25 protein-coding genes and 1 pseudogene are annotated in these 26,628 nt (G+C 69.2%); 22 read left to right on the top strand and 4 right to left on the bottom strand.

Features of this window, described 5'->3' with window-relative positions:
* Position 1 precedes the first annotated feature (1 nt).
* The 11 genes from SCNU_RS12135 to purH all read left to right on the top strand — a co-directional run bounded on the left by SCNU_RS12135 (position 2) and on the right by purH (position 13,440).
* Positions 2-2,050, top strand: a complete 2,049-nt coding sequence (locus SCNU_RS12135) for an acetyl/propionyl/methylcrotonyl-CoA carboxylase subunit alpha (protein WP_009679673.1) — start codon at positions 2-4, stop codon at positions 2,048-2,050.
* A gap of 70 nt (positions 2,051-2,120) precedes the next feature.
* Positions 2,121-3,269 (top strand): acyl-CoA dehydrogenase family protein, encoded by a 1,149-nt coding sequence (locus tag SCNU_RS12140; RefSeq protein WP_009679674.1) that lies wholly within the window; start codon positions 2,121-2,123, stop codon positions 3,267-3,269.
* Entirely contained in the window at positions 3,266-3,796 is a 531-nt protein-coding gene (locus tag SCNU_RS12145) for a MaoC family dehydratase (RefSeq protein ID WP_009679675.1), read from the top strand. The genes SCNU_RS12140 and SCNU_RS12145 overlap by 4 nt, the downstream gene beginning before the upstream one ends.
* Positions 3,793-4,629 (top strand): HpcH/HpaI aldolase/citrate lyase family protein, encoded by an 837-nt coding sequence (locus SCNU_RS12150; protein ID WP_009679676.1) that lies wholly within the window; start codon positions 3,793-3,795, stop codon positions 4,627-4,629. The genes SCNU_RS12145 and SCNU_RS12150 overlap by 4 nt, the downstream gene beginning before the upstream one ends.
* A 77-nt stretch (positions 4,630-4,706) precedes the next feature.
* The gene (locus tag SCNU_RS12155; RefSeq protein WP_009679677.1) at positions 4,707-6,383 is read left to right on the top strand and encodes an AMP-binding protein; all 1,677 of its coding nucleotides are present in this window, start codon (positions 4,707-4,709) and stop codon (positions 6,381-6,383) included.
* The gene (locus SCNU_RS12160; RefSeq protein WP_009679678.1) at positions 6,380-8,317 is read left to right on the top strand and encodes an acetoacetate--CoA ligase; all 1,938 of its coding nucleotides are present in this window, start codon (positions 6,380-6,382) and stop codon (positions 8,315-8,317) included. The genes SCNU_RS12155 and SCNU_RS12160 overlap by 4 nt, the downstream gene beginning before the upstream one ends.
* Positions 8,318-8,424: 107 nt before the next feature.
* Positions 8,425-9,378, top strand: coding sequence for a DUF5336 domain-containing protein (locus SCNU_RS12165; RefSeq protein ID WP_009679679.1), 954 nt, complete (start codon positions 8,425-8,427; stop codon positions 9,376-9,378).
* A gap of 184 nt (positions 9,379-9,562) precedes the next feature.
* Positions 9,563-10,951, top strand: a complete 1,389-nt coding sequence (locus SCNU_RS12170) for a cell division protein PerM (protein ID WP_009679680.1) — start codon at positions 9,563-9,565, stop codon at positions 10,949-10,951.
* Positions 10,952-10,996: 45 nt separating this feature from the next.
* Positions 10,997-11,179: a hypothetical protein gene (locus tag SCNU_RS20445; RefSeq protein ID WP_139025986.1), complete on the top strand. Its 183-nt coding sequence runs from the start codon at positions 10,997-10,999 to the stop codon at positions 11,177-11,179.
* A 108-nt stretch (positions 11,180-11,287) separates the two neighbouring features.
* Positions 11,288-11,869 carry a phosphoribosylglycinamide formyltransferase gene (gene purN / locus SCNU_RS12175; protein ID WP_050792820.1) on the top strand — a complete coding sequence of 194 codons (582 nt, stop codon included), beginning with the start codon at positions 11,288-11,290 and terminating at the stop codon, positions 11,867-11,869.
* Positions 11,866-13,440, top strand: coding sequence for a bifunctional phosphoribosylaminoimidazolecarboxamide formyltransferase/IMP cyclohydrolase (gene purH, locus SCNU_RS12180; protein WP_009679683.1), 1,575 nt, complete (start codon positions 11,866-11,868; stop codon positions 13,438-13,440). The genes purN and purH overlap by 4 nt, the downstream gene beginning before the upstream one ends.
* 216 nt (positions 13,441-13,656) lie before the next feature.
* Here purH and SCNU_RS12185 read toward each other — a convergent pair whose 3' ends face one another.
* The 3 genes from SCNU_RS12185 to SCNU_RS12195 are packed head-to-tail and all read right to left on the bottom strand — an operon-like array spanning position 13,657 to position 15,670.
* On the bottom strand, positions 13,657-14,358 hold the full coding sequence (locus tag SCNU_RS12185; protein WP_009679684.1) for a hypothetical protein: 702 nt from the start codon (positions 14,356-14,358) through the stop codon (positions 13,657-13,659).
* Positions 14,355-15,281 (bottom strand): ABC transporter ATP-binding protein, encoded by a 927-nt coding sequence (locus SCNU_RS12190; protein ID WP_009679685.1) that lies wholly within the window; start codon positions 15,279-15,281, stop codon positions 14,355-14,357. Before SCNU_RS12190 ends, SCNU_RS12185 begins: the two co-directional genes overlap by 4 nt.
* Entirely contained in the window at positions 15,278-15,670 is a 393-nt protein-coding gene (locus SCNU_RS12195) for a GntR family transcriptional regulator (RefSeq protein WP_009679686.1), read from the bottom strand. Before SCNU_RS12195 ends, SCNU_RS12190 begins: the two co-directional genes overlap by 4 nt.
* Before the next feature lie 96 nt (positions 15,671-15,766).
* Between SCNU_RS12195 and SCNU_RS12200 the strand changes: the two genes are divergently transcribed.
* The 8 genes and pseudogenes from SCNU_RS12200 to SCNU_RS12235 all read left to right on the top strand — a co-directional run bounded on the left by SCNU_RS12200 (position 15,767) and on the right by SCNU_RS12235 (position 21,455).
* Positions 15,767-16,162, top strand: a complete 396-nt coding sequence (locus SCNU_RS12200) for a YchJ family protein (protein WP_040518362.1) — start codon at positions 15,767-15,769, stop codon at positions 16,160-16,162.
* Between the two features lie 188 nt (positions 16,163-16,350).
* Positions 16,351-17,140, top strand: a pseudogene (locus SCNU_RS12205) (ABC transporter permease).
* Positions 17,137-18,186, top strand: a complete 1,050-nt coding sequence (locus tag SCNU_RS12210; RefSeq protein WP_009679690.1) for a taurine ABC transporter substrate-binding protein — start codon at positions 17,137-17,139, stop codon at positions 18,184-18,186. Before SCNU_RS12205 ends, SCNU_RS12210 begins: the two are co-directional and overlap by 4 nt.
* Entirely contained in the window at positions 18,167-18,952 is a 786-nt protein-coding gene (locus SCNU_RS12215; RefSeq protein WP_040518325.1) for an ABC transporter ATP-binding protein, read from the top strand. Before SCNU_RS12210 ends, SCNU_RS12215 begins: the two co-directional genes overlap by 20 nt.
* A gap of 35 nt (positions 18,953-18,987) precedes the next feature.
* Positions 18,988-19,857: a TauD/TfdA dioxygenase family protein gene (locus tag SCNU_RS12220; protein ID WP_009679692.1), complete on the top strand. Its 870-nt coding sequence runs from the start codon at positions 18,988-18,990 to the stop codon at positions 19,855-19,857.
* A gap of 124 nt (positions 19,858-19,981) precedes the next feature.
* Positions 19,982-20,344, top strand: a complete 363-nt coding sequence (locus tag SCNU_RS12225) for an ArsR/SmtB family transcription factor (RefSeq protein WP_009679693.1) — start codon at positions 19,982-19,984, stop codon at positions 20,342-20,344.
* Positions 20,341-20,835 (top strand): SRPBCC domain-containing protein, encoded by a 495-nt coding sequence (locus SCNU_RS12230; RefSeq protein WP_009679694.1) that lies wholly within the window; start codon positions 20,341-20,343, stop codon positions 20,833-20,835. Before SCNU_RS12225 ends, SCNU_RS12230 begins: the two co-directional genes overlap by 4 nt.
* Positions 20,832-21,455 (top strand): TIGR03086 family metal-binding protein, encoded by a 624-nt coding sequence (locus SCNU_RS12235; protein WP_009679695.1) that lies wholly within the window; start codon positions 20,832-20,834, stop codon positions 21,453-21,455. The genes SCNU_RS12230 and SCNU_RS12235 overlap by 4 nt, the downstream gene beginning before the upstream one ends.
* Positions 21,456-21,582: 127 nt before the next feature.
* Here the strand turns inward: SCNU_RS12235 and SCNU_RS12240 are convergent, their stop codons facing one another.
* Positions 21,583-22,170 carry a TIGR03086 family metal-binding protein gene (locus SCNU_RS12240; protein ID WP_009679696.1) on the bottom strand — a complete coding sequence of 196 codons (588 nt, stop codon included), beginning with the start codon at positions 22,168-22,170 and terminating at the stop codon, positions 21,583-21,585.
* A gap of 103 nt (positions 22,171-22,273) precedes the next feature.
* Here SCNU_RS12240 and SCNU_RS12245 point away from each other — a divergent pair, with 103 nt between their 5' ends.
* Genes SCNU_RS12245 through SCNU_RS12255 form a run of 3 tightly spaced genes read left to right on the top strand, consistent with a single transcriptional unit; the run spans position 22,274 to position 26,626 of the window.
* Positions 22,274-23,713, top strand: coding sequence for a sigma 54-interacting transcriptional regulator (locus SCNU_RS12245; protein ID WP_009679697.1), 1,440 nt, complete (start codon positions 22,274-22,276; stop codon positions 23,711-23,713).
* The gene (locus SCNU_RS12250; RefSeq protein ID WP_009679698.1) at positions 23,703-25,691 is read left to right on the top strand and encodes a vWA domain-containing protein; all 1,989 of its coding nucleotides are present in this window, start codon (positions 23,703-23,705) and stop codon (positions 25,689-25,691) included. Before SCNU_RS12245 ends, SCNU_RS12250 begins: the two co-directional genes overlap by 11 nt.
* The gene (locus SCNU_RS12255; protein WP_009679699.1) at positions 25,688-26,626 is read left to right on the top strand and encodes an endonuclease/exonuclease/phosphatase family protein; all 939 of its coding nucleotides are present in this window, start codon (positions 25,688-25,690) and stop codon (positions 26,624-26,626) included. The genes SCNU_RS12250 and SCNU_RS12255 overlap by 4 nt, the downstream gene beginning before the upstream one ends.
* The last annotated feature ends 2 nt before the right edge of the window (positions 26,627-26,628 follow it).

Consider the following 26,628-nt stretch of genomic DNA (forward strand, 5'->3'; position numbering starts at 1 on the left):
CGTGAACACCACTGACACCCGTACCCGCAGCATCCGCAAGGTCCTCGTCGCGAACCGCGGCGAGATCGCCTGCCGCGTGATCGCGACCCTGCACGACATGGGCATCACCTCGGTGGCCGTCTACTCGGACGCCGACGCGGATGCTCCCCACGTCAAGGCCGCGGACGAGGCGGTCCGGATCGGTCCCGCCGCCGCCACGGAGAGCTACCTCCGCATCGACAAGGTGATCGAAGCGGCGCGTCTGACCGGTGCCGACGCCGTCCACCCCGGCTACGGCTTCCTGTCGGAGAACCAGCAGTTCGCCGAGGCCCTCGCCGAGGCGGGCATCGTCTTCATCGGTCCGCCGGCCTCCGCCATCGCGACGATGGGCGACAAGATCACCGCCCGCGACGCGGTCACCGAGCGCGACGTGCCGGTGGTTCCCGGCATCTCGCGCCCGGGCCTGTCCGACCGGGAACTCATCGACGCCGCCGAGGGCGTCGGATTCCCGGTGCTGATCAAGCCGAGCGCGGGCGGCGGCGGCAAGGGCATGCACCGCGTCGAGGAACCCGCCGGCCTGGCCGAAGCACTGGTGACGGCGCGGCGCGAGGCCGCGTCGGCCTTCGGCGACGACACGCTGTTCCTCGAACACTTCGTCCTCACCCCGCGGCACATCGAGGTGCAGATCCTCGCCGACGAGCACGGCAACGTGATCCACCTCGGCGAGCGCGAATGCTCGCTGCAGCGCCGCCATCAGAAGGTCATCGAGGAGGCGCCGTCGGCCCTGCTCGACGAGGCCACCCGGGCCCGGATCGGCGCCGCGGCGTGTGACGCCGCCCGCAGCGTCGGCTACACCGGCGCGGGGACCGTGGAGTTCATCGTCTCCGCGGCGGCACCCGAGGACTTCTTCTTCATGGAGATGAACACCCGGCTGCAGGTGGAGCATCCGGTCACCGAGATGGTCACCGGCGTCGACCTGGTGGAGCAGCAGGTGCGCATCGCGCGCGGCGAGAAGCTGTCGCTGACCCAGGACGACATCGTGCTCACCGGGCACGCCGTGGAGGCGCGCGTCTACGCCGAGGATCCGGCGCAGGGCTTTCTGCCGACCGGCGGCACCGTCGAGCGGTTGTCGTGGCCGCGCACCGCTTCGACCGTCCCCGGCCAGGGCACCGGCGTCCGCGTCGACAGCGGCATCGCCACGGGCTCGGTGATCGGCAGCGACTACGACCCGATGCTCGCCAAGGTGATCGCCTACGGCGCCGACCGTGTCGAGGCTCTCGATCGCCTCGACGAGGCGCTGTCGGAGACCCGGCTGCTCGGGGTCGTCAGCAACATCGACTTCTGCCGACACGTCCTCGCTCAGCGGGAAGTGCGCGACGGCGTGCTCGACACCGAACTGCTCGACCGGATCGCCGTCGACTACGCCGCCCAGGCGCCGGATCCCCGAGCACTCGTCGCGGGCACCCTCGGTGCCCTCGATCTCGGCGATCCGAACGACCTGTGGTCGTCGGCGCTGGGCTTCCGGATCGGCGCGCCGTCGCCGGTGGTCGCGCGGCTCGCCGAGTCCGGCCACCGCTACACGGTGTCGGCGCAGATCACCGGCACCGCACCCGGCATCCTCGACGCCGACGTCACGGTGTCCTACGACGACTCCGACCGTGAGCCCTGGCATGCTCCGGTACGACTGCGGCGGGTGGCCGACGGCGTCTTCGACCTGGTGCTCGACGGCCGTCGTCGTCGCTGGGAGATCGCGGTCGACGCGCACGGCGGTCGGCGGTGGGTGTCCGGGCAGCCGGGAACCTGGATTCTGCACACGGTCCGCGCCCTCTCGGAGCACGATGAAGGCGATGCCGCGGGCGACATCGTCAGCCCGATGCCTGGCACCGTCGTCGCGGTCCCCGGCGTCGACGGTGAGACGGTCGCGGCGGGCGATCCGCTCGTGGTCGTCGAGGCGATGAAGATGGAGCACACCTTGCGAGCACCGATCGACGGCGAAGCGTCGATCACCGTCCGAGTCGGCGAGAAGGTGGACGCGCAGCAGCGGCTCGCGCACGTCCGCGCCGCCGACTGAACCTCCCGACCAACGAATCCGCCGGGCACGGCTCGGCGAGACCACACCGATGAAGAGGAACTCACACCCCATGGAACTGACGCAGGAATACACCGACCTGGTGAACACGGTGCGCGATTTCGCGCAGCAGGTGGTGGCCCCCGTCTCGGCCAAGCACGACGAGGAGAAGAGCTTCCCGTACGAGGTCGTCGCCCAGATGGGCGAGATGGGCCTGTTCGGTCTGCCGTTCAGCGAGGAGTTCGGCGGCATGGGCGGCGACTACTTCGCACTCGCCCTGGCGCTCGAGGAACTCGGCAAGGTGGACCAGTCGGTCGCCATCACCGTCGAGGCCGGCGTCGGACTCGGCGCCATGCCCATCTACCGGTTCGGCACGCAGGAGCAGAAGGAGACCTGGCTGCCCGACCTGCTCGCGGGTCGCAAGCTCGCCGGCTTCGGTCTCACCGAGCCTGGAGCGGGCTCGGACGCCGGCGCCACCGCGACCACCGCGCGCGAGGACGGCGACGAGTGGGTCATCAACGGCGGCAAGCAGTTCATCACCAACTCCGGCACGGACATCACCTCGCTGGTCACCGTCACCGCGGTGACGGGTCAGCGTGACAACGGCCGCAAGGAGATCTCGACGATCATCGTGCCGTCGGGGACCCCCGGGTTCACCGCCGAACCCGCTTACAACAAGGTCGGCTGGAACGCGTCCGACACCCATCCGCTCAGCTTCGACGACGCCCGCGTCCCACGGGAGAATCTGCTCGGCGAGCGCGGCCGCGGCTATGCGAACTTCCTGTCGATCCTCGACGAGGGCCGCATCGCCATCGCGGGTCTGGCGACCGGCGTCGCCCAGGGCTGCGTCGACGAGTCGATCAAGTACGCGCGCGAGCGGAAGTCGTTCGGCAAGGCCATCGCCGAGTTCCAGTCGGTGTCGTTCGCGATCGCCCGGATGGAGGCCCGCGCTCACGTCGCCCGCATGGCGTACTACGACGCGGCGGCCAAGATGCTGGCCGGGCAGCCGTTCAAGAAGGAGGCCGCGATCGCGAAGATGGTGTCCTCCGAGGCCGCGATGGACAACGCTCGGATGGCGACACAGATCCACGGCGGCTACGGCTTCATGAACGAGTATCCGGTGGCCCGCCACTACCGCGACTCCAAGATCCTCGAGATCGGCGAGGGCACCACCGAGGTGCAGCTCATGCTCATCGCCCGCGCGCTGGGACTGCCGGCATGACCCCGGGCGAGGGCGGCGACCGCGGCATGACCGGCGACGACGTCAAGCGCATCACCCAGCGCGGCCTCTGGTTCGAGGAGTTCGAGGTCGGCACCGTCTATGAACACCGTCCCGGACGCACCATCACCGAGGCCGACAACACCTTCTTCACCACGCTGACGATGAACACCCAGGCGCTCCATCTGGACGCGGCGTGGTCGGCGACGCAGCCGGGATTCGGTGGTCAGCGGCTGGTGAACTCGATGCTCACGCTGTCGACGATCGTCGGCCTGTCGGTGGCGCAGCTGACCCAGGGGACGCTCGTCGCCAACCTGGGCTTCCACGAGATCGCCTTTCCCGCACCGATGTTCGCGGGCGACACGCTCTACGGAGAGACCGAGTGCACCGGCAAGCGGCTCAGTAAGTCGCGGCCCGGGGAGGGCATCGTCGACCTCACGCACGTCGGCCGCAATCAGGACGGCGTGATCGTGGCGCGCGCCGCGCGGTCGACTCTCGTCCGCGTCCGGCCCGAGGGGGAGCAGCGGTGAGTGTGGAGACCTGGACTCCGGCCGGGCCGGCGCTGCTGTTCTGTCCCGCCGACCGCCCGGAGCGCTACGCCAAGGCCCTGGACCGTTCCGACGTGGTGATCCTCGATCTGGAGGACGCCGTCGCCGCGGTCAACAAGGCGCAGGCGCGCGAGGCCCTGATCGGGAATCCGGTGGCCGCCGACCGTGTGATCGTGCGGATCAATCCGGCCGACACCCCGGAGCATCGGCGCGACCTCGACGCCGTGCAGTCCACCGCGTACCGCGTCGTGATGCAGGCGAAGGTCGAGTCCGCCGCCCAGATCACCGCGCACGGACTGCCGACCATCGCGCTGATCGAGACACCGCTGGGCGCGGTCCGCGTCGAGGAGATCGCCGCCGCGCCGAACTGCGTCGGTCTGATGTGGGGTGCCGAGGACCTCGCCGCCGGGATGGGCGGTACGTCGAGCCGGTTCGACGACGACGAGCCGGACACCGGCGCCTACCGCGACGTCGCCCGGCACGTTCGGGCACGGGTGCGACTGGCCGCCGCGGCCTTCCGGGTCGCCGCCATCGACGCCGTGCACATCGACATCGCCGACGTCGACGGGCTGGTCGCCGAGGTCCGCGACGCCGTCGCGCAGGGCTACACCGCAACGGCGTGCATCCATCCGAGCCAGGTGGAACACATCCGCGCCGGGTACGCGCCGTCCGCCGACCGCGTCGAATGGGCGCGGAAGGTGATGGACGGGGCGGTCGCCCACGAGGGCGGCGTGTTCGCCGTCGACGGTCAGATGATCGACGGCCCGCTCATCGCCCAGGCGAGGGCGATCCTGGCGCGGGTCACGCAGGGCTGACCGATGCCCTGTCGGATCCGCCGGCTCCGGCCTCGTCGCCACCTCGACTTCAGATTCACTCACACACGGAGGACATCATGACCGGAAGCACCGCCGCTCCCTCGTATGCGATCGGTGAGACCGACCCGCCGCTTCTCACGCAGACCATCGGCGCAACCCTGGCGGCGACCGCGGCGAAGTACCCCGACTCCGACGCGCTGATCGACGCCGCCGTCGACCGGACCTGGACGTATGCCGAGTTCCGCCGGGACGTCGTCGCGCTTGCGGCCGGACTGCTGCGACACGGGGTGGCGCCCGGCGACCGCGTGGGACTGTGGGCTCCCAACCGCTTCGAATGGGTGCTGACCCAGTTCGCCGCCGCCGAGATCGGCGCGATCCTGGTCGTCATCAACCCGTCGTACCGGCGCCACGAGCTCGCCTATGCACTCAAGCAGTCCGGGACCTCGCTGGTGCTGGCGGCCGAGCGGTTCCGCGACTCGGAGTACGCGCAGATGCTCGACGACGTCCGCGACCAGACGCCGGATCTGCGCGAGGTGGTCCTCTTCGAGTCGGCGACGTTCACCCAGATGCTCGAGGCACCGTCGGACGAGGAGATGGCGCAGGTCGCCGAGATCGCGGCCGGTCTGCGGGCCGACGACCCGATCAACATCCAGTACACGTCGGGCACCACGGGTTCGCCGAAGGGCGTGACCCTGACACACCTCAACATCGGTAACAACGGGTATCTCGTCGGCGCGCTGCTCGAATACACCGAGGCCGACCGCATCTGCCTGCCCGTGCCCTTCTATCACTGCTTCGGCATGGTGATGGGCAATCTCGCGGCCATCGCCTTCGGCTCCGCAATGGTGATCCCGGGGCCGGCGTTCGACCCGAAGACCGCGCTGGCCGCGGTCGAGAAGTACCGCTGCACCAGCCTGTACGGCGTTCCGACGATGTTCATCGCCGAGCTGGCCCTGCTCGATTCGGGCGCCGGGAGCGAAGCGAGCGGGCCCTCTGCGCACGGCGAGACGTTCGACCTGTCGTCGCTGCGGACCGGCATCATGGCCGGCTCACCGTGTCCCGAGCAGGTGATGCGCCGGGTGATCGGCGAGATGAACATGTCGCAGGTCTCGATCTGCTACGGAATGACCGAGACCAGCCCCGTCTCCACACAGACTCGCATGGACGACGACCTCGACCTCCGCGTCGCGACCGTGGGCCGCGTCGGACCGCATCTGGAGATCAAGATCGCCGATCCGATCACCGGTGAGACGCTGCCGCGCGGAGAGACCGGCGAGTTCCGCACGCGCGGCTACTCGGTGATGAAGGGGTACTGGAACGATCCCGAGAAGACCGCCGACGCGCTCGACGCCGACGGCTGGATGGCGACCGGCGACCTGGCAGTGATGGGCGACGACGGCTACGTCCGGATCACCGGGCGGATCAAGGACATGGTGATCCGCGGCGGCGAGAACATCTACCCGCGTGAGATCGAGGAGTTCCTCTACACGCACCCCGACATCGTTGATGCGCAGGTGATCGGCGTGCCGGACGAGAAGTACGGCGAGGAGCTGATGGCCTGGATCCGGGTCCGCGAGGGTGCGCAGCCGATGACGGCCGAGACGATCCGGGAGTTCGCCGCGGGCAACATCTCGCGGCACAAGATCCCGCGATACGTGCACGTCGTCGATGAGTTCCCGATGACAGTGACCGGTAAGGTCCGGAAGGTGGAGATGCGCGAGCGGTCGATCGAGTTCCTGGGGCTGGGTTCGTGACGGTCTTCGAGCGCTTCGCGGCGCAGTTCTCCGACGCGGTCGGGCGACCGCTGACCTCGTACGACGAGGTGTGGCAGCAGTCGGTCACCGACCTGCCGACCTTCTGGCGGACCGTGTGGGACTTCTTCGCGCTCGACGAGATCGCCGAATCCTCGCCGGCGGCCGGTGACGACGCGGTCCTCGCCGACGACTCGATGCCGGGCGCCGTCTGGTTCCCGGGGATGCGACTGAACTACGTCGACGCGGTGCTTCGACACGCCGGGCAGCCGGGCGAGGCGATCGTCGGGCTGGACGAGGACGGGAACAGATCCGCGGTCACCTGGGCGGAGCTTCCGACTCGGGTCGCGGCGGGCGCGCAGGCGCTGCGCGACGCCGGCGTGGAGCGCGGGGACGTCGTCGCGGCCTACCTGCCCGACGTACCGGAGGCGGTGATCGCCTTCCTCGCGACCGCGTCGCTCGGCGCGATCTGGTCGGGCTGCGGTCAGGACTACGCGCCCGAGGGCGCCGCGGGACGGCTCGCTCAACTGGAGCCCAAGGCCCTCGTCTCGGCAGCGGGCTACCGCTACAACGGCAAGGACGTCGACAAGCGTGCCGATTCGGTCGCACTCGCCGGCCTGCTCGGCGACGACGTCGCGCACATCATGGTCGGTGATCCGGGCGACGCCGCCGCGCAGCGATGGTCGGACATCGTCGCGGACGAGACGGGCGTTCCGGATCCGGTGAAGGTCGACTTCGACCACCCGCTGTGGGTGCTGTTCTCGTCGGGAACCACCGGAAGGCCCAAGGGGATCGTGCACGGACACGGAGGCGTGGTCGTCGAGCATCTCAAGAGCGCGGCGATCCAGTCCGACCTCGAACCGGGCTCGGTGTTCTTCTGGCAGACGGCGCTCAGCTGGATGATGTGGAACTACCAGGTCGCCGGGCTGCTGGTCGGTGCGACCATCGTCACCTACAGCGGATCGCCGCTGTACCCGGACGCCGATCGACTGTGGCGGGTCGTCGCCGACGAGCACGTCACGTTCTTCGGAACCAGTCCGGGGCAGCTGCAGGCGTCGCGCAAAGCCGGGCTGCATCCCGGCGTCGACCACGATCTGTCCTCGCTGAAGCTGCTGGGCAGCACGGGGTCGACGCTCGCTGCCGACCTCTTCGGGTGGGTCGACGAGAATGTGAGAGCAGGTCTGCCGATCTCGTCGATCAGCGGCGGCACCGACGTGGTCAGCGCCTTCGCCGGCGGTACCACCGGGGTGCCGGTGGTCGCGGGCGAGCTGTCGGCGCGCTATCTCGGCGTCGCGCTCGAGAGTTGGTCGCCCAGCGGACAGCCGCTCGTCGGGGAGGTCGGCGAGATGGTCGTGACGGCACCGATGCCGTCGATGCCGGTGCGCTTCTGGAACGATCCGGACGGCGAACGGTACCGCAAGGCGTATTTCGCACATGAGTGGGAGGGCGACGAGCCGGTGAAGCCGGTGTGGCGGCACGGTGACTGGGTCACGGTCACCGACCGCGGGTCGCTGGTGATCCACGGTCGCAGCGATGCGACGCTCAACCGGCACGGCATCCGCATGGGGTCGGCGGACATCTACGAGGTCGTCGAGGGGATCCCCGAGGTCGCGGAGGCGTTCGTCCTCGGCGTCGACGGACCCGACGGCAAGTACTGGATGCCACTCTTCGTGACCCTCGTCCCGGGCGCCGAACTGACCGATGAGCTGTCCGCGCGTGTCGCCGCCGAGATCAAGACACGACTGTCGCCGCGGCACGTGCCGGACGAGATGGTGGTCGCACCGGGCATCCCGCACACGCGCACCGGGAAGAAGCTCGAGGTGCCGGTCACCGCGATTCTGGCCGGTCGCAGCGAGGTCAACGTCGATCCGAAGTCGGTCGACGACTACGCCCTCATCGATTGGTACGCCGAGCAGGGACGCGCGCACCGCTGGTGATTCGTCCGGCGGACGGCGTTCAGCGGACGACCAGGGTCGTGTATTAGCGTGGACCTGAAGTTCCGCAGGCCACAGAACGTGGCCCTCGTCTCACAGGGAGTGATTGGATGACGTACCCGCAGTCGGGGTCTGGCTATGGCCAGGGCGACGCCGGATCCCAGTCGGCCTACGGTCAGCAGCAGTACGGCCAGCAGTCCGGCTACGGTCAGCAGCAGTACGGGCAGCAGGCCGGTTACGGCCAGCAGTACGGCGGGCAGCAGTACGGCCAGGAGCAGTACGCCCAGCAGTATGCGCAGCAGCAGTACGCGCAGCAGGGTTACGGCTACCAGCAGCCCAAGCCCGCCGGCCAGGGTCTGCCCGCGAACACCCCGACGATCCTCGCCGCGGTGATCGGCGCGCTCGGCGTCATCACGCTGTTCTGCGGGTTCGTCGCAGGCTTCAAGGAGACCGGACCCTACGGTGCCAGCTACACCGCGAAGGTATTCGAGACCGAGTTCGCGACGCCGTACAGCCTTCTCGCGGTCGCAGGCGTGCTCGCACTGGTGACGTTCCTGCTCGGCACCGAGAAGTGGGTGACCGGCGTCGTGTTCGCGCTGACGACCACCGCCGCGCTCATCACCGTCTTCCAGTTCGCCACCGCCGACGCAGGCAAGGGTGCGGGCGCGATCATCCTGCTGATCACATCGATCCTGGCGTTCCTCGCCGCCGTCGTGTGGCTGCTGATCGACTCGGGCCAGATCAAGACCGCTGCGGTCGCGGAGACCGCTGACGCTTCCGCAGTCGCTCAGGCTCCGGCCGCCCACGCCGCACCGGCTGCCGCCGACCCGTCGGCATCGGCGTACGGGTACGGCACGTACGGCCAGCAGGCCCAGCAGCCCGCCGCCGGATACGGCCAGCAGGCCCAGGCCTCCTACCAGGCCGGATCGTACGGGCAGCAGCCCTCTGCGGCGCCGTCTTACGGCCAGGCCGACTCGTCGTCGACCCCGGCGCAGGCCTCGGACGCCAACGCGACCACCGCTTTCGTGAAGCCGGATGCGAACAAGGAGGGCGAGCAGCAGTAGCTCGCACTCAGCAGTCAAAGAACTGTCGAGTTGTGGTTCGCTGAGAACCGCGACTCGACAGTTTTCTTTCCACGACCACCCGGACTCGCCGATCCTGAGGTACGCCTGTGTGTTCGGCCCCATTCGCGGGACGCGCGGCGCGTCGGAGGGTGACGATTCCGGCGACGTGACACCCTGATAATCGATGTCCGCGCCTTCCGCTCAGAATCTGGCGACCCGTCTCCGGCAGGTCCGTCTCGCTCGGCGTGCCGATCAGACTCCGAAGCTCCCTGCGACCTGGGACGTCATCAAGGTCGGGCTCACGGTTCCGACGATCGCCTGGCTCGCGGTGCTGGTGGTCGTGGTGATCACGAAGGCCGCGGCCGGTGCCGGCTTCTCCGGGCTGGGCGCCGCGACCGCCGCGGGATGGTTGATCGCGAACCAGACGCCGCTGACCATCGGTGGGGTGGCGATCGGTGTGCTGCCGCTGGTGCCGACGCTGCTCGTCGGGTTCGGCACGTACCGGGTGGTGCGGCGTGCGACGGTCGACGCGACGTCGTTCAACGAACTGCTGCGCATCGCGGGCACCGCCGTCCTGGGGCCGCTGCTCGCGACGGCGCTCGCACTCGCGGTGGTCGCCGACGGCGCGTCGTCGGGACCGGTGGGCAACCCCGCTCCGCTCGGTGCATTCGGGATGACGGTGGTGGTGCACGGCGTCGCCGCGATCGGCGGTCTGCTTCCGCGCGTCACCCAGCCCTTCCTCGACGAGTTCGCGATTCCGGCGTCCGACCGGGTCGGCGCGAGAGCCGGAACCGCGGCATTCTTCGTCCTGATCGCCGGGGGCGGCATCGCGGTGTTCGCGGGATTCGTCGCGCACTTCGGCGCGGTCGCCGACATTCTCGGTCTCGGCAACACCTTCGACGGTTACCTCGGGCTCACGGTGCTCTCGATCCTCTACCTGCCGAACGTGGTGGTGAGTGCCGCGGCGGTGACCGCGGGTGCGAGTGCGACGCTCGGCGGCCTGACCGTCGACGCATTCAGCACCCACCCCGGAACGTTGCCCCCGGTGCCGATCGCCGGAGTGGTGCCGACGTCGGACCTGGGTCCGTGGGGCGCCGTGCTGTTCGCGGTGCCGCTGGTCGGCGGGGTGCTACTGGGGTGGTACACGCGCAGCGACGACGTGGTGGCGCACCTGCGCGCGGTCGGCGTCGGCGCATCGGTCGCGTCTGGGCTGATGGTGGTCGCGGTCGCACTCTCCGGCGGCCGGCTCGGCGAGATGGGGCAGGCGGGTGTCAGCGTTCCGCTCGCCGGCGTCTTCACCCTGACGGCGCTCGGTGTCACCGCGCTGCTGACCGTCGGCGTCCTGTGGCTGCGGTCGTCGACGGCGGGCCGGTCGACGCGGCGGTCGTCGGCGATCGTGGCCGACGACCCGGACGAGCTCGTGGCAGAGGACGAGGACCTCGAGGCCGACGATCCGGACATCGACGGGTCCCCGGAGGACGACGATGCCGCCGCCGACGACGACCGCGACGACCAGGCGGACCCGGAGTGGGACGTCGCGGAACCGGCCCGCGACAGCGACGCCGCTGTCTGAATGACGCGGCTTTGCCGGACCGGCGTGTGTTCGTACGATCGCTGCATGAGCAACGGCGCACCCATGACGCGAGACCAGCGGCGAAAGATCGCGGTCATCGGATATCTCGTCGCGATGTGCGGACTGTGCGTGCTGCTCGGGGTGACGGTCGGGTGGCTGTTCGGCGTCTTCGTCACCCTGTTCGGGATGGGCTTCGCGGTGCTGAAGTTCGGCGCCTGGTGGCGCTGACGGCACCGGCTCGCGGCGGCGACCGACCTACCGGCACCGTGCTCGTTCAGGACAACTAAGCTGTACGTCGTGACATCAGCCCAGGACGCCCGTGTGCCCGTGGTCGTCATGGCATCCGGAACCGGATCGTTGATGGCCGCAGTCCTCGACCTCGCCGCGGCGGACGACTCACCGTTCCGCGTGGTCGGCGTGGTGGTCGACCGCGACTGCGCCGCCGCCGATCGTGCCGTGGAGGCCGACCTGCCGGTGGTGCTGTCGGAGTTGCGCGACTACCCCGACCGTGCCGCCTGGGATGCGGCGCTCACCGCCGCGGTCGTCGAGCTGGCCCCCGAGTGGGTGGTCACCGCCGGTTTCATGAAGATCCTCGGTCCCGCCTTCCTCGAGCGTTTCGGCGGTCATATCGTCAACTCGCATCCGGCGCTGCTGCCCGCGTTCCCGGGAGCGCACGGGGTGGCGGATGCCCTCGCCTACGGCGTCAAGATCACCGGAACCACGGTGCACCTGGTCGACAGCGGTGTCGACACCGGACCGATCCTCGCGCAGCGCATCGTGGAGGTGCTGCCCGACGATTCCGAAGAGACCCTTCACGAACGCATCAAAGAAGTCGAGCGCGTGCTGCTGCCTGAAGTGGTGCATGCGGTCGTGACCCGTGGCGTTGTCACAGATGGACGAAAGGCCCACATCAAGTGAATGCACCTGCAGATTCCGGAACGCGCGCCGTCAAGCGTGCGCTGATCAGCGTCTACGACAAGAGCGGACTCACCGATCTGGCCACCGCGCTGAACGCTGCGGGCGTCGAGATCGTCTCGACCGGCTCGACGGCCAAGACCATCGCCGGCGCGGGCGTGCCGGTGATCGAGGTCAGCGAGCTGACCGGCTTCCCCGAGTGCCTCGAAGGTCGCGTGAAGACCCTGCACCCGCGCGTGCACGCCGGCATCCTCGCCGACACCCGCAAGGACGATCATCTCGCGCAGCTCGACGAGCTGGGCGTCGCGCCGTTCGAGCTGGTCGTGGTCAACCTGTACCCGTTCACCGAGACGGTCGCCTCGGGCGCGACGCCCGACGAGTGCGTCGAGCAGATCGACATCGGCGGTCCGTCGATGGTCCGTGCCGCGGCCAAGAACCATCCGTCGGTGGGCGTTGTGGTGGACCCCGCCGACTACGCCGACGTCGCCGCCGCGGTGGCGACCGGCGGCTTCACGCTGGCCCAGCGCAAGCAGCTGGCCGCCAAGGCCTTCCGGCACACCGCCGACTACGACGTCGCCGTCGCGTCGTGGATGAGCTCGGTGGTCGCACCCGACGAAGAGGGATCGCAGTTCCCGGTCTGGGCCGGGGCCACGTGGAAGCGCTCGGCCACCCTGCGCTACGGGGAGAACCCGCACCAGGCCGCCGCCCTGTACGTGAGCAACGACGCCGCGCCGGGTCTCGCCGAGGCGCAGCAGCTGCACGGCAAGGAGATGTCGTTCAACAACTACACCGACGGCGACGCCGCCTGGCGTGCCGCGTACGACCACGCCGAGCCCGCCGTCGCGATCATCAAGCATGCGAATCCGTGCGGCATCGCGGTCGGCGCCGACATCGCCGAGGCCCATCGCCGAGCGCACGCCTGTGATCCGGTGAGCGCCTACGGCGGCGTCATCGCCACCAACCGCGAGGTGTCGGTCGAGATGGCCGAGCAGGTCGCGGAGATCTTCACCGAGGTCATCATCGCTCCGGGGTACGCGGACGGCGCCGTCGACGTGCTGTCGCGCAAGAAGAACATCCGCATCCTGATCGCGGGCGCGCCCACCGAGACCGGCGTCGAGATGCGTCCGGTGTCGGGCGGACTGCTGATCCAGGAGCGCGACGTCATCGACGCCGACGGCGACGACCCCGCCAACTGGACCCTGGCCACCGGAGAGGCCGCGGACGAGCAGACCCTCCGCGACCTGGTCTTCGCCTGGCGCGCCTGCCGCGCGGTGAAGTCGAACGCGATCCTGCTGGCCAACGACGGCGCCTCGGTCGGCGTCGGCATGGGCCAGGTCAACCGTGTCGACTCCGCGCACCTCGCGGTGAACCGCGCCGGTGAGCGTGCCGCGGGTTCGGTCGGCGCCTCGGACGCCTTCTTCCCGTTCCCCGACGGCCTGCAGGTGCTGATCGACGGCGGCGTCCGGGCTGTCGTGCAGCCGGGCGGTTCGGTCCGCGACAACGAGGTGATCGAGGCCGCGAAGGCGGCCGGTGTCACCATGTATCTGACCGGAGCGCGCCACTTCGCGCACTGAGTTCCTCTCGCTCGCTGGGCTGGTTTCAGCGCGCGGTCCCTTCCGCCGATTGAGCGAGCGCAGCGAGTCGAAACCCTGTGACGTCGGGCTGGTTCTGAGACCCAGCCCGGGTGCGGTGGTTTCGACTCGCTGCGCTCGCTCAACCAGCAGGAGGGCCGCTCGCTCGACCGACGGGAGGACCGCTCACTCAACCAGCGAGAAGGGACCGACTAGGACTCAGGGAACGGCACGGCGGAGCGTCGCGTACGAGACGCCCGACAGCACGACCACCAGCGCGAGACCGTAGCCGCCGAGCTCGACCGGGGTGAGGTCGGCGAACCACCGGCCGACGGCGGGCCAGCCGTCGCCGAAACTGATGCCGAGCACCGACAGTGCGACGACGGCGGCCAGGCAGGCACCGATCAGGACCAGCGTGAGCATTCCGAACCGCTTGTACACGGTGGCGGCGAAGAAGCCGACGGTGAACGTCAGCATCGGAGCCACGAAGTACAGCAGGGTGGCGGCGGCCGCGCCCTGGTCCCAGATCCAGGGGACGGCGAAGAAGTAGCCGTCCATGCCCCAGCCGTCGGTGGCCTTCTCGATCAGTCCGCCGATCAGATAGACGACGGCCAGTCCCGCGGACGCGAGCATCGCGGTGAGTGTGGTCCCGAGATAGAACTCGCGGCGCGTGACGCTCATCGCCTGGGAGAACGGGAACGTCAGCGACATCGCCTGGATACCGATCACTGCGAAGTACCAGAGCGGAGCCTGCGACCCGCCGCCGTAGATCGGGCCGGCGTCGTCGCTGAACGCCGCGTAGACGGATCCGTAGATGATCAGCGAGATGGCGAGTGCCGACCCGAAGATGATCAGCGGGATCCAGATGAAGATCTTCTTGTTGATCAGCTGCATGCGGACGACGTTTGCGGTGCGGTTCATCGCTGGGCTCCCATCGGACGGGCGGAGGCATCGCGCCGGTCGGCGCGTGTGGTGAGGCGGACGATCAACTCCTGCAGGGAGACCGGTGCGGTGGTCAGCCCGCGGTCGGACAGGTCTGCGTAGTCGGCGGCTTCGAGTCGGCCCATCACGGTCACCGACGCCACCGGGCCGAGCCGCTCACGGTGGAGTTCCTCGCGGTCGGCGATGAACTCGTCGACCACCGGTTCGGCGCCGACGACCGTGAAGGCGATGCCGCGGAGGTCGTCGGCCGACTCATCGAGAACCAGCCGCCCCTCGTCGACGACGAGTACCTGTTCGACGAGGTTCGAGACCTCGTCGATCAAGTGGCTCGACAGCAGCACGGTGCGCGGGTGCTCGCTGTAGTCCTCGAGCAGGCGGTCGTAGAAGATCTGTCGGGCGACCGCGTCGAGTCCGAGGTAGGGCTCGTCGAAGAAGGTGACTTCGGCCCGCGAGGCCAGGCCGATGATGACGCCGACGGCGGAGAGCTGACCGCGGGAGAGCTTCTTGATCCGCCGGCAGTCGGGGAGGCGGAAGTCCGCCACCAGCCGATCGGCGAAGTCCTGGTCCCAGTTGGGGAAGAACAGGCTCGCCATCTGGAAGGCCTGGGCGGGATTGGAGTCCTCGGGGTAGCGCTGGCTCTCCCGGACGAAGCAGATCCGCGGCAGCACGCGCGTGTTCTCGTAAGGGTCCTCGCCGAACACCCTGGCCTCGCCCGAGGTGGCGAAGTTCTGCGCGGTCAGGATCGACATCAGGGTCGTCTTGCCCGCTCCGTTGCGCCCGAAGAGGCCGCAGATGGTGTGCTCGGGCAGGTCGAAGGTGACCTCGTCGAGGGCGGTGGTGGATCCGTAGCGCTTGGTGAGACCTCGCGCGCTGACGGCGTGTCGATTCGTGGTGCTGGTCATGGCCGGGCTCCTTCCGACGAGGTATCGGCGGTTCGGTTCGAACGTTCACGGATGAGGGCGACGACGTCGTCGGTGGTCAGGTTCAGACGTCGCGCCTCGATGAGGAGGGGAGTCACGAACCGGTCGGCGAACGCCGTCTGGCGGCGAGCGCTCAGCGCGGTCCGCGCGCCGGCGGCGACGAACATTCCGACGCCACGCTTCTTGTAGAGGACGCCTTGGTCGACGAGCAGGTTGATGCCCTTCGCCGCCGTCGCGGGGTTGATCCGATAGAAGGCGGCGAGCTCGTTCGTCGAGGGGGCACGGGTCTCCTCGGCCAAGGTGCCGTCGATGATCGAGTCGGCAACGTGGTCGGCGATCTGTTGGAAGATCGCCCTCCCGTCGTCAATCATGAGACCACCTCGGTTTCCTGGTTAATTACTCGACTAACTAACCATGCAACTGATCGGCAGCCCGTGTCAAGAGGTGGCGTGCGCTACGGTGCCCAGATGAGTGATCGGCGATGCCCGTGCGGGTCGGGTGAGGTGCTGTCGGCCTGCTGCGGCCGCTATCTGACCGGATCGGGCGAGGGGAGACGTGCGCCGACGGCGGAGTCGCTGATGCGCAGCCGGTTCACCGCGTTCGCCCTCGGGGACGAGGCGCATCTGCTCGCTACCTGGCATCCGGACACACGGCCGGTGCAGTGCCCGCCCGACCCCGATGTCCGCTGGCTGCATCTGCGGATCGACGAGGTGGTGGACGGGTCGCCGTTCCACACGACCGGGACCGTCGCCTTCACCGCGGTGTTCCGCGACTCGGATGGACGCGGCGAGATGCACGAACGCAGCAGGTTCGAGCGGATCGACGGCGCCTGGTTCTACCTCGACGGGGTGCACGCCGGCTGACGATGCATACGCGCTGACGGTTCGCCGGGTTAAATCCGCGGCGCGTTTTTGCCTGGGCGGACGCTCCGCTGATCCGTACAAATCTCTTCGTGACCATCACGACCGAGACACCCGCGACAGGCGCGCAATCGCCGTCGGCCGAGCCGGATTCCGCGACCGCGGCGCCGCCCGGACCGACGCGGCGGAGCCTGCCATACCGCGCCGGATACGCCGTCGCCGTGCCGCTCGCCTCCGTCCTCGTCTTCGCCGGACTGTGGCAGCTGGCGGCGTCGAGCGGCCTGTGGAGTACGACCTTCGTGCCGCCGCTCGGGAGCATCTGGCGGGCGTTCGTCGAGGTGTCGACCACGCACGACGGCGTCCGCGGATATGGGGGATACCTCCTGTCCGAGCATCTGTACATGACGGTGCGGCGAGTGTTCTTCGGCGTCACCGCGGGCGTCGTCGTGGGCGTCGCGCTCGGAACACTCATGGGGCTGGTGGGCTGGCTGCGCAGGCTGGTCGAGCCATGGCTCACCTTCCTTCGCGGTGCCGCCGCTCGCCTACTTCTTCCTGCTGGTCATCTGGCTGGGCATCGATGAGGCACCGAAGGTGACTCTGCTCGCTCTGGCGGCGATGCCGCCCGCGGCGGTCGCGACGGCGTCCGCGGTGGCGGCGACTCCGGTCGCGCTGGTGGAGGCGGCACGCGCGATCGGGGCCACCAGGTTCGGCGTGGTGCGCGACGTCGTGCTGCCGTCTGCGCTGCCGGAGACCTTCACCGGTATCCGGCTGTCGGTCGGGATCGCCTATTCCTCGGTCGTCGCCGCCGAACTGTTCAACGGTGTCCCCGGCGTCGGCGGAATGGTCAAAGACGCGTCCAACTACAACAACACTCCCGTCGTCCTCGTCGGCATCATCGCGATCGGACTGTCGGGCCTGATCATCGACGTCGCCCTCCGGGCCGTCGAACGGCGCGCCGTCCCCTGGCGCGGAAAGGCATGAAGCACATGAGATCCCGAATCAAGGCGGCTCTGACGGCCGCCCTCGCGATCACCGGAGTCGTGGCCGCGGCCGGTTGCGCGGTAGGTGACGGCAGCGCCTCCTCGGGCGACGAGATCCGAATCGCCTATCAGTCGTTCCCCAGCGGGGACCTGGTCGTGAAGAACCAGCACTGGCTCGAGGACGCACTCCCGGGCAAGACCGTCAAGTGGATCAAGTTCGATTCCGGGGCCGATGTGAACACCGCGTTCGTGGCCGGTCAGGTGGATTTCGGTGCCATCGGATCGGCTCCGGTGGCGCGCGGGCTGTCGGCTCCGCTCAACATCGGCTACCAGGTCGCGTTCGTCCTCGACGTCGCGGGCGACAACGAGGCGCTCGTCGCGCGCAACGGCACCGGCATCGACTCGGTGGCCGGGCTGCGGGGCAGGCGCGTGGCGACGGCGTTCGCGTCGACGGCGCACTACAGCCTGCTCGCAGCGCTGAAGGAGGCCGGCGTCGATCCAGGTGAGGTGAAGCTGATCGACCTGCAACCGCAGGCCTCGCTCGCCGCGTGGGAGCGCGGAGACGTCGACGCGGTCTACACGTGGCTGCCGACTCTGGATGAACTGAAGAAGTCCGGAAAGGTGCTGGTGACCAGCCGGGAACTCGCCGAACGAGGGCAGCCGACCCTCGACCTCGGGGTGGTGTCCACGGCGTTCGCCGAAGCCGAACCCGCAGTCGTCGATGCGTGGCGGAAGGTGCAGGCGCGGGCGCTCGACCTCATCCACGACGACCCGGACAAGGCGGCGGCCGCCGTCGCCGCGGAGATCGGCACGAACCAGGCCGATGCCCGTGCCCAACTGAGTCAGGGCGTGTTCCTGACGCGTGACCAACTCGTCTCAGACCAGTGGCTCGGAACGCAGGGGAAGCCCGGGCGGGTCGCCGACAATCTGCAGAGCGCCGCGGTCTTCCTCGCCGGTCAGCACCAGATCCCCGCCGCGCCGTCGATCGACGCCTTCCGGGCGGCGATCTACACCGAAGGACTTCCCGATGCCATCACCGGTCACTGAAACCGCCTCCGCGGTGGACCTGAAGGGTCTGACGAAGACGTACGGCACCGGTACGACCGCCGTCGCCGCGCTCGGCCCGATCGACCTGACCGTGGCACCGGGCGAGTTCCTCGTCCTGGTCGGGGCATCGGGTTGTGGCAAGTCGACGCTGCTGCGGCTGGTCGGCGGGCTCGACTCGCCGACGGCCGGCACCGTCTCGATCGCCGGCGACGCCGCCGTCCCCGGACGGAACGTCGGCGTCGTCTTTCAGCAGCCGCGGCTGCTCCCGTGGCGCACCGTCGGCGGCAATGTGGAACTGGCGCTTCGCTACGCGGGCGTCCCGCGGGCGGAGCGCCGCGACCGGGCGGCGGACCTGCTCGACCGAGTCGGACTGCCGGACGTCGCGCGGCGCCGCGTCTGGGAGATCTCCGGCGGTCAGCAGCAGCGGGTGGCCATCGCCCGGGCCCTCGCCGCGCCGACGCCGGTGCTGCTGATGGACGAGCCGTTCGCCGCCCTCGACGCCCTCACTCGGGAACGACTGCAGGACGACGTCCGGCAGGTGGGCGCGGAGTCCGGACGCACCACGGTGTTCGTCACCCACAGCCCGGACGAAGCCGCGGTCCTGGGGACTCGGATCGTCGTGCTGAGCCGCCACCCGGGACGCATCGCCGCCGACCTCGCGTCGCCGCTATCCCGGGACGCCGACGGAGCTGAACTGCGTGAAACCGCGGATTACGTGGGTTTCCGCGCCGAGATCGCGGCCGCCGTCCGGGCCGCTGCCGCCTGACATCCGACATCCGCCTATCCGCAAAGGAGCACATCATGACAGTCGCACTCGATCGCCACCCCTCGCAGACCGGCCTCACCGTCGAACTGCTCGGTCCCCACATCGGCGCGGAGGTGTCGGGCGTCGACATCGCCTCCGCCGACGATGCACGGATCGCCGACATCCGATCGGCCCTGGTCGACCACAAAGTGCTGATCCTGCGCAATCAGCATCTCGACGACGCCGAGCACATCCGCTTCGCCCGCAGGCTCGGCGACGTGACGTTCGGCCATCCGGTGTGGGACAGCGGAGACGTGCCCGACGAGGTCTATTCGCTCGACAGCACCGCCGACGGTTTCGCCGACACCTGGCACACCGACGTCACCTTCATGGCCCGCCCGCCCGCCGCATCGATCCTGCGCCCGGTGATCCTGCCGAGCGTCGGCGGTGACACCAACTGGGCGGACGGCGAGGCCGCGTACGCGTCGCTGTCGGCGCCGCTGCAGCGGTTGGCCGATGAACTCGTCGCGGTGCACGACGGCAACCGCGAGTTCGGCTACTACCTGCGTCATCGGCGCGGCGGCGAGGGGAATCGCTGGGACGGTGAGCGTGTGACCGAGCTGGCGCCGGTTCGGCATCCGGTGGTCCGAGTCCATCCGGAGTCCGGCCGCAGAACGCTGTTCGTGAATCCCGGATTCACCTCGCACATCGAGGGTGTCTCGGACGCGGAGAGCCGGGGACTGCTCGACGCCTTCTACGCGCATCTGACCAAGCCCGAACACATCGTTCGGCATCGGTGGCGTCTCGGCGACGTGGTGCTGTGGGACAACCGCTCGACCGCTCATTACGCGAACCGCGACTACACCGAACGACGACGGATGCACCGGGTGACGTTGCGTGGCGACGTACCGGTCGGGGTGTGCTGACTGCGAGTGCGGCGAGTCGAGACCTCCGACGGGAGGTCGGGTATTCAACCAAGTGGTTGACAAGGGCGCGACAACGGCGTGTACTTGTAATCAACCATTTGGTTGAATACGGAGGTGGGCGCAGATGTCCGACGAGCTGTCGATGGTGTTCTCGGCGTTGGCCGACCCGACGCGGCGGGACATCGTCGCACGGCTGGCGGTCGCCGACGCGACCGTCGGCGAGCTCGCCGAACCGTACGACGTCAGCGTTCAAGCGGTCTCCAAGCACCTGAAGGTGCTGGAGGACGCCGGCCTCGTGACCCGGTCGCGCGACGCCCAGCGGCGTCCGGTGCACCTGGAGGCCGAGGTCTTCGACCTGATGACCAAATGGATCGAGCGATACCGACGCCGTGCCGAGGCGCGGTATCAACGGCTCGACGCGGTCCTCGCGCAGATGACCGACGACGAGACCGCGACAGTCATCGAGTCAGAAGGGAACGCATCATGAACACCGACACCTATGCCGAGGCCACGATCGAAGCAGACCCGGCGCTACCGATCATCCGTATCGTCCGCGACTTCCGCGCGACGCCCGCCCAATTGGCGAAGGCGCACCTCGACCCGGATCTGTTCATGCGCTGGGTCGGTCCCGACGCGATCACCTCGCGCAGCCTCGTGTGGGACGCGCGGAGCGGCGGCGAATGGCGCTACGTGTCCGAGCACGACGGCCAGGAGTTCGGCTTCCGCGGCTGCTTCCACACGGTCGCCGACGACCGCATCGTGCAGACGTTCACATTCGAGGGGATGCCCGACGACGTCTCGCTCGAGACTCTGCGGTTCGTCGATCTCGGCGACGGCCGCACTCGGCTCGAGGCGCAGTCGCTGTGCGACTCGATCGAGTCGCGGGACGCCTGGCTGCGGTCGGGGATGGAGGTCGGGGTCCACGAGGGCTACGCCAAACTCGACCGCCTGCTGGCCGACGGCGAGGTCGCGGCATGACCGGATTGGCGGCGCTCGCGCCGGGCCGCAGACACCAGGTCATCGCGGCCGGGTTCGCGGGCGAGGTGACCGCGACCCCCGACTGGGACGCGCCCGCACCGGTCGACGGCTGGACTGCGCGCGATGTGGTCGCGCACCTGGTCCAGTGGTTTCCGGCGTTCCTGTCCGACGGCGGGGTGAGATTCGAGCCGGTCACCATCGGGTCTGATCCGGTCGCGGCCTGGGCCGCGCATTCCGACCGGGTGCAAGGTCTGTTCGACCGGGGCGACGCCGAGTTCTCCCACCCGATGGTCGGGACGATGCCGCTCGCCGACGCGGTCGACCGGTTCTACACGTCCGACGTCTTCATGCACACGTGGGATCTCGCGCAGGCGAGCGGCCGACGTCCGCCGCTGGATCCCGAGTACGCCGAGCAGTTGCTCGGCGGGCTCGCCGGGATGGAGGACATCCTGCGATCGTCGGGCCAGTACGGTCCGGCCTTTCCCGCGCCGGCGGACGCCGACTCCGTCGTCCGTCTCGCCGCCTTCATCGGCCGAGATCCGGCGTTTGGAGCGGAGCGACAGGTCGAGCCGACGTCCGAGGCCGAAGGCCGAGGCGTCGGTCGAGACCAGGTGACGTGACGCCCCAGTCAGGTTGAGCGTCGTAGGTCTCGATGCGCCTCGTCACTGAAGTTCCTCGCCTTACTCGACCAGCCTGAAAACCTGAAAAGACTCCTCTCGCCGCTGCATTCCTCGGCTCAGCCGAGTGTCAGTCCGCCGCCCACTCCGGGTCCCGCCCCGCCCAGCCGATGAGGCGCGTCGTCGCGTCGCCGCCTTCGGGCACGCTCACAGCGGCGGCGAAGACGCCGGGACGGCGCGTCACCTCGTCCGGGACGCCGTCGAACACGCCGTTGATGAAGACGATCGCGTCGTCGGGAAAGCCGACCGTCCGACCGGTCGCCGCGGCGATGTCCCAGCCGTGCAGATACAGGTCGACCGCCGGGAACGACAATCCGTCGCGCACGGTGCGACGACCGGCGGGACTGTCGACCTCTCGGTCGAGATCGGTGGCACCGGTGAGCGCATCGCGCGCCTCCGTCGCTCTGGCAGACCACCAGGCCGCCGGGTCGCCCTCGACCGCCGACGACGGCGGATCGTGCCGGGTGAAATCGAGCTCGCCGCCGCGCAGGATCCGGGCGCCGACCGATGCCGCCTCGCCGACGTGGCCGAGGACGTCGAGCGCGGTCCAGCCGTCGCACGGCGACGGTGCGGCCCAGCGGTCCGCGGGTACCGCCTCGACGATCTCCGAGAAGAAGGACAGTCCGTTGTCGTAGGCGTCGAGTGCGTTCCAAGTCATCACGGTGCTCCAATCCGAAGGTGTGGAGTCGACGTTAGAGGCGGGCTATGACAATTCGTCGCGGTTCCACAGCCGTCTCCCTATTCCAGGTAGCGTGGAACACGTGGCTGTCACCGATATCGACACTCCTGCACCGGCTCTCAAGACCGTCGGCGAACTGCGCGCCTCCGGACATGTGGAACGCGAGATCCGCGACGAGATCCGCAACAATCTGCTCGCCGCCCTCCGCGCGGGCGACGATCCGTGGGCCGGCATCGTCGGCTTCGACGACACCGTGATCCCGCAGCTCGAACGGGCTCTCATCGCCGGACACGACGTGGTGATGCTCGGTGAACGAGGCCAGGGCAAGACCCGGCTGCTGCGGACCCTCGCCGGACTGCTCGATGAGTGGACTCCGGTGATCGACGGCTCGGAGCTCGACGAGCACCCGTACAACCCGATCCTGCCCGCGTCGATCCGGCGGGCCGCCGAACTCGGCGACGACCTGCCGATCGGATGGCGGCACCGCAGTGAACGGTACAGCGAGAAGCTCGCGACCCCCGACACCTCGGTGGCCGACCTGGTCGGCGACATCGATCCGATGAAGGTCGCCGAGGGTCGGAGCCTCGGCGACCCCGAGACCATCGCGTTCGGTCTCATCCCGCGGGCGCATCGCGGGATCATCGCGATCAACGAGCTGCCCGACCTCGCCGAACGCATCCAGGTGTCGATGCTGAACGTGATGGAGGAGCGCGACATCCAGGTCCGCGGCTACAGCCTCCGACTGCCGCTCGACGTCCTCGTCGCAGCGAGCGCGAATCCCGAGGACTACACCAACCGCGGCCGGATCATCACCCCGCTCAAGGACCGCTTCGGTGCCGAGATCCGCACGCACTATCCGCTCGATCTCGAGGACGAGGTGGACGTCATCGAGCAGGAGGCCGACCTGGTCGCGTCGGTGCCGTCGTACCTGATCGAGGTGCTGGCCCGGTTCACCCGATACGCCCGCGAGCACCCGTCGATCGACCAGCGCTCGGGCGTCTCCGCACGCTTCTCCATCGCGGGAGCGGAGACGGTCGCCGCGGCCGCCCTGCACCGGTCCGCGGTGGCGGGGGAAGAGTTCCCCGTCGCTCGGCCGGTCGACCTGCAGTCGGTCATCGAGGTGCTGCGCGGCAAGATCGAGTTCGAGTCCGGTGAAGAGGGTCGCGAGCTGGAGATCCTCGACTATCTGCTGCGCAAGTCCGTCGCCGACACCGTGCGCGCTCACCTCGGCGGTGTCGACATGCGACCGCTCGTCACCGCACTGGAGGCGGGCGAGGAGGTGCTGACCGGCGATCGCGTCCCGGCCGGCGACGTGCTGACCGCGCTCGGCGACGACGGCGACGTCTCCGACGTCATCGACGACATCGCCGACCGGCTGGACGCGACCGAGGATGCCGAACGCGCGAGCGCCGCCGAACTCGCGCTCGAGGGTCTGTACCTCGCACGCCGGATCGGCAAGGACACCGACGAGTACGGCCGCACCACATATCTCGTGGAACAAGCCGAAGACGATGACGCGTAGGCGCTTTCACCGTTCCTCCTACCGGCGCTACACCGGCGGGCCGGATCCGCTCGCGCCGCCGGTCGACCTCCGCGAGGCGTTGGAGGCCATCGGCGACGACGTGATGTCGGGGTCGTCGCCCGATCGTGCGCTGCGCGAGTTCCTGCGCCGCGGCAGCGAGAACATGCGCGGCCTCGACCGGTTGGCCGAGATGGCGAATCGGCGACGTCGCGAACTGCTCCGCAACCGGAACCTCGACGGCACGTTCGACGAGATCCGCGAACTGCTCGACTCCGCGGTCCTCAACGAGCGCAAGCAACTCGCGCGAGACCTCGACGACGACGCACGCTTCGCCGAGATGCAGATCGAGAACCTGCCGCCGTCGACCGCCCAGGCGGTCCGTGAACTGGCCGATTACGACTGGCGCAGCCCAGACGCGCGCGCCGACTACGAGAAGATCTCCGACCTGCTGGGCCGTGAGGTCCTCGATCAACGGTTCGCCGGGATGAAGGAGGCACTCGAAGGCGCCACCGATGAGGACCGGCAGCGCATCTCCGAGATGCTCGACGACCTCAACGACCTCCTCGCCGCCCACAACCGCGGCGAGGACACCACCGATCAGTTCGCCGAGTTCATGGACAAGCACGGGGAGTTCTTCCCGGAGAACCCGCAGAACACCGAGGAGCTCGTCGATTCGCTCGCGCAGCGGTCCGCGGCCGCACAGCAGTTCTTCAACTCGCTGACGCCGGAGCAGCAGGCCGAGCTCGCGGAGCTCTCACAGCAGGCCTTCGGTTCGCCTCAACTGATGTCGCAGCTGTCGCAGATGGACGACGCGCTGCGTCAGGCCCGGCCCGATCTGGACTGGAACGGGGGACAGGAGTTCTCCGGCGGTCAGCCGATGGGTCTCGGCGAGGGCGCGGCCGCGCTGCGCGACATCGCCGAGCTCGAGAACCTGGCCGAGCAGCTGTCGCAGGGCTACGCCGGAGCCCAGCTCGAGGATGTCGACATCGACGCCCTGGCCCGACAGCTCGGCGACGAGGCGGCGGCCGACGCCCGCACGCTCGCCGAACTGGATCGCGCGATGCGCGAGGAGGGCTTCTTCGACCGCACGCCCGACGGCCAGACCCGCCTCAGTCCCAAGGCGATGCGCAGGCTCGGTCAGGCGATCCTGCGGGACATCGCTCAGCAATTGTCGTCGCGCGGCGGCGACCGCCAGACCGACCTCGCGGGACGGTTGGGTGAGCCGACCGGCAGCAGCCGCGAATGGCAGTTCGGCGACACGCAGCCCTGGAACGTCACCCGCACCGTCACCAATGCCGTGCTCCGGACCGTCGCGGAGGATCCGTCCGCGGCGGCCGGTCTGGCCGCGGGATCCGGCGTGCGTATCGACGTCGGGGACATCGAGGTCATCGAGACCGAGGCGCGGACCCAGGCCGCTGTGGTCCTGCTCGTCGACACCTCCTTCTCGATGGTGATGGAGGGGCGCTGGACGCCGATGAAGCGGACCGCACTGGCGTTGAACCAGCTGATCGCGACGCGGTTCCGGGCCGACGAACTGCACCTCATCGAGTTCGGCAGGCTGGCCCGCGACACCACCGTCGACAAGCTCACGGCTCTGGAGCCGCGGATGGAGCAGGGCACCAACCTGCATCACGCGCTCCTGTTGGCGCAGCGACACCTGCGTCGATTCCCGAATGCGCAGCCGGTGGTCCTGATCGTGACGGACGGTGAGCCGACCGCGCACCTGGAGTCCGACGGTGAGGAGTTCTTCTTCTACCCGCCGCATCCGCGGACCATCGGCCTCACCGTCTCCGAGCTCGATCACCTCTCGCGGATGGGAACTCAGATCACCTTCTTCCGCCTCGGCGAGGACCCCGGGCTGGCCCGGTTCATCGATCAGATCGCACGGCGGATCGGCGGCCGCGTCGTCGCGCCTGAGCTCGACGGCCTCGGTGCCGCGGTCGTCGGTGACTACCTGCGGGCACGACGCGCGAGGTGAGCGACGCCCTTCGCCGTACCGGGGTCGTCGTCGGCACGGTCGCGCTGGTCGGCGCGGTCGGTGCTCTCGCGATGCGTTACTGGCCGGGTTCGCACACGGTCACGATCGCCGCGGCATCGGTGTCGCCGATCGTGCTGCTGGTCGGGTGTGCGGTGGCCGTCACGGCGTTCGCGGCGGTGCGCGCGTGGATCGGATTCGGCGTCGCGGTCGTGGTCGCCGCGGCGGGCGTCGCAGTCCAGGCGCCTCTCTACCTCGCCGACGACCGGTCGATCGAGCGGCCGCTGACCGTGGTCAGCGCCAACATCCAACTCGGCACCGGAGACGTCGACGACCTCGCGGAGCTCGTCCGCACGAGGGACGTCGACGTGCTGGCCGTTCAGGAGATCACGCCGGAGGCCGCCCTCCGGATCCGGCAGACGTCGATCGCGGAGGACCTGCCCCACGACTTCGTCCGACCGGCCGCACTCGCGTACGGCACCGCCGTCTACAGCAGGCATCCGTTGTCGCAGACGGCCGTCCTGGAGGGCTTCGCACTCACCACGCTGACCGCCGTCGCGACCGTCCCCGGGCACGGCGAGGTCCAGGTGTTCGCCGTGCATCCGGTGCCGCCCACACACCCTGAGGACTGGGCTGAGGAACTCGACCGCATCGGGGCCGCCCTGTCGTCGGTGCCGTCGACTCGATCGGTGGTCGCGCTCGGTGACTTCAACGCCACCACCGACCACGTCCAGTTCCGTCGTCTGCTGTCCGGCGGATACCGCGACGCGGGCGAAGCCGCGGGCGCCGGGTGGCTGCCGACCTATCCGACCGACAAGCGGTATCCGCCGCTGGTCGGCATCGACCACATCGTCGTGCGGGGCCTGACGGCGACCGAGGTCAGCTCGCACGAGATCTCAGGCGCCGATCATCGCGCGATCCTCGCCGAGATCGGGTGACG

Origin of the sequence: Gordonia neofelifaecis NRRL B-59395, from assembly GCF_000192435.1 — a bacterium.
GTDB classification, from domain to species: Bacteria; Actinomycetota; Actinomycetes; order Mycobacteriales; family Mycobacteriaceae; genus Gordonia; species Gordonia neofelifaecis.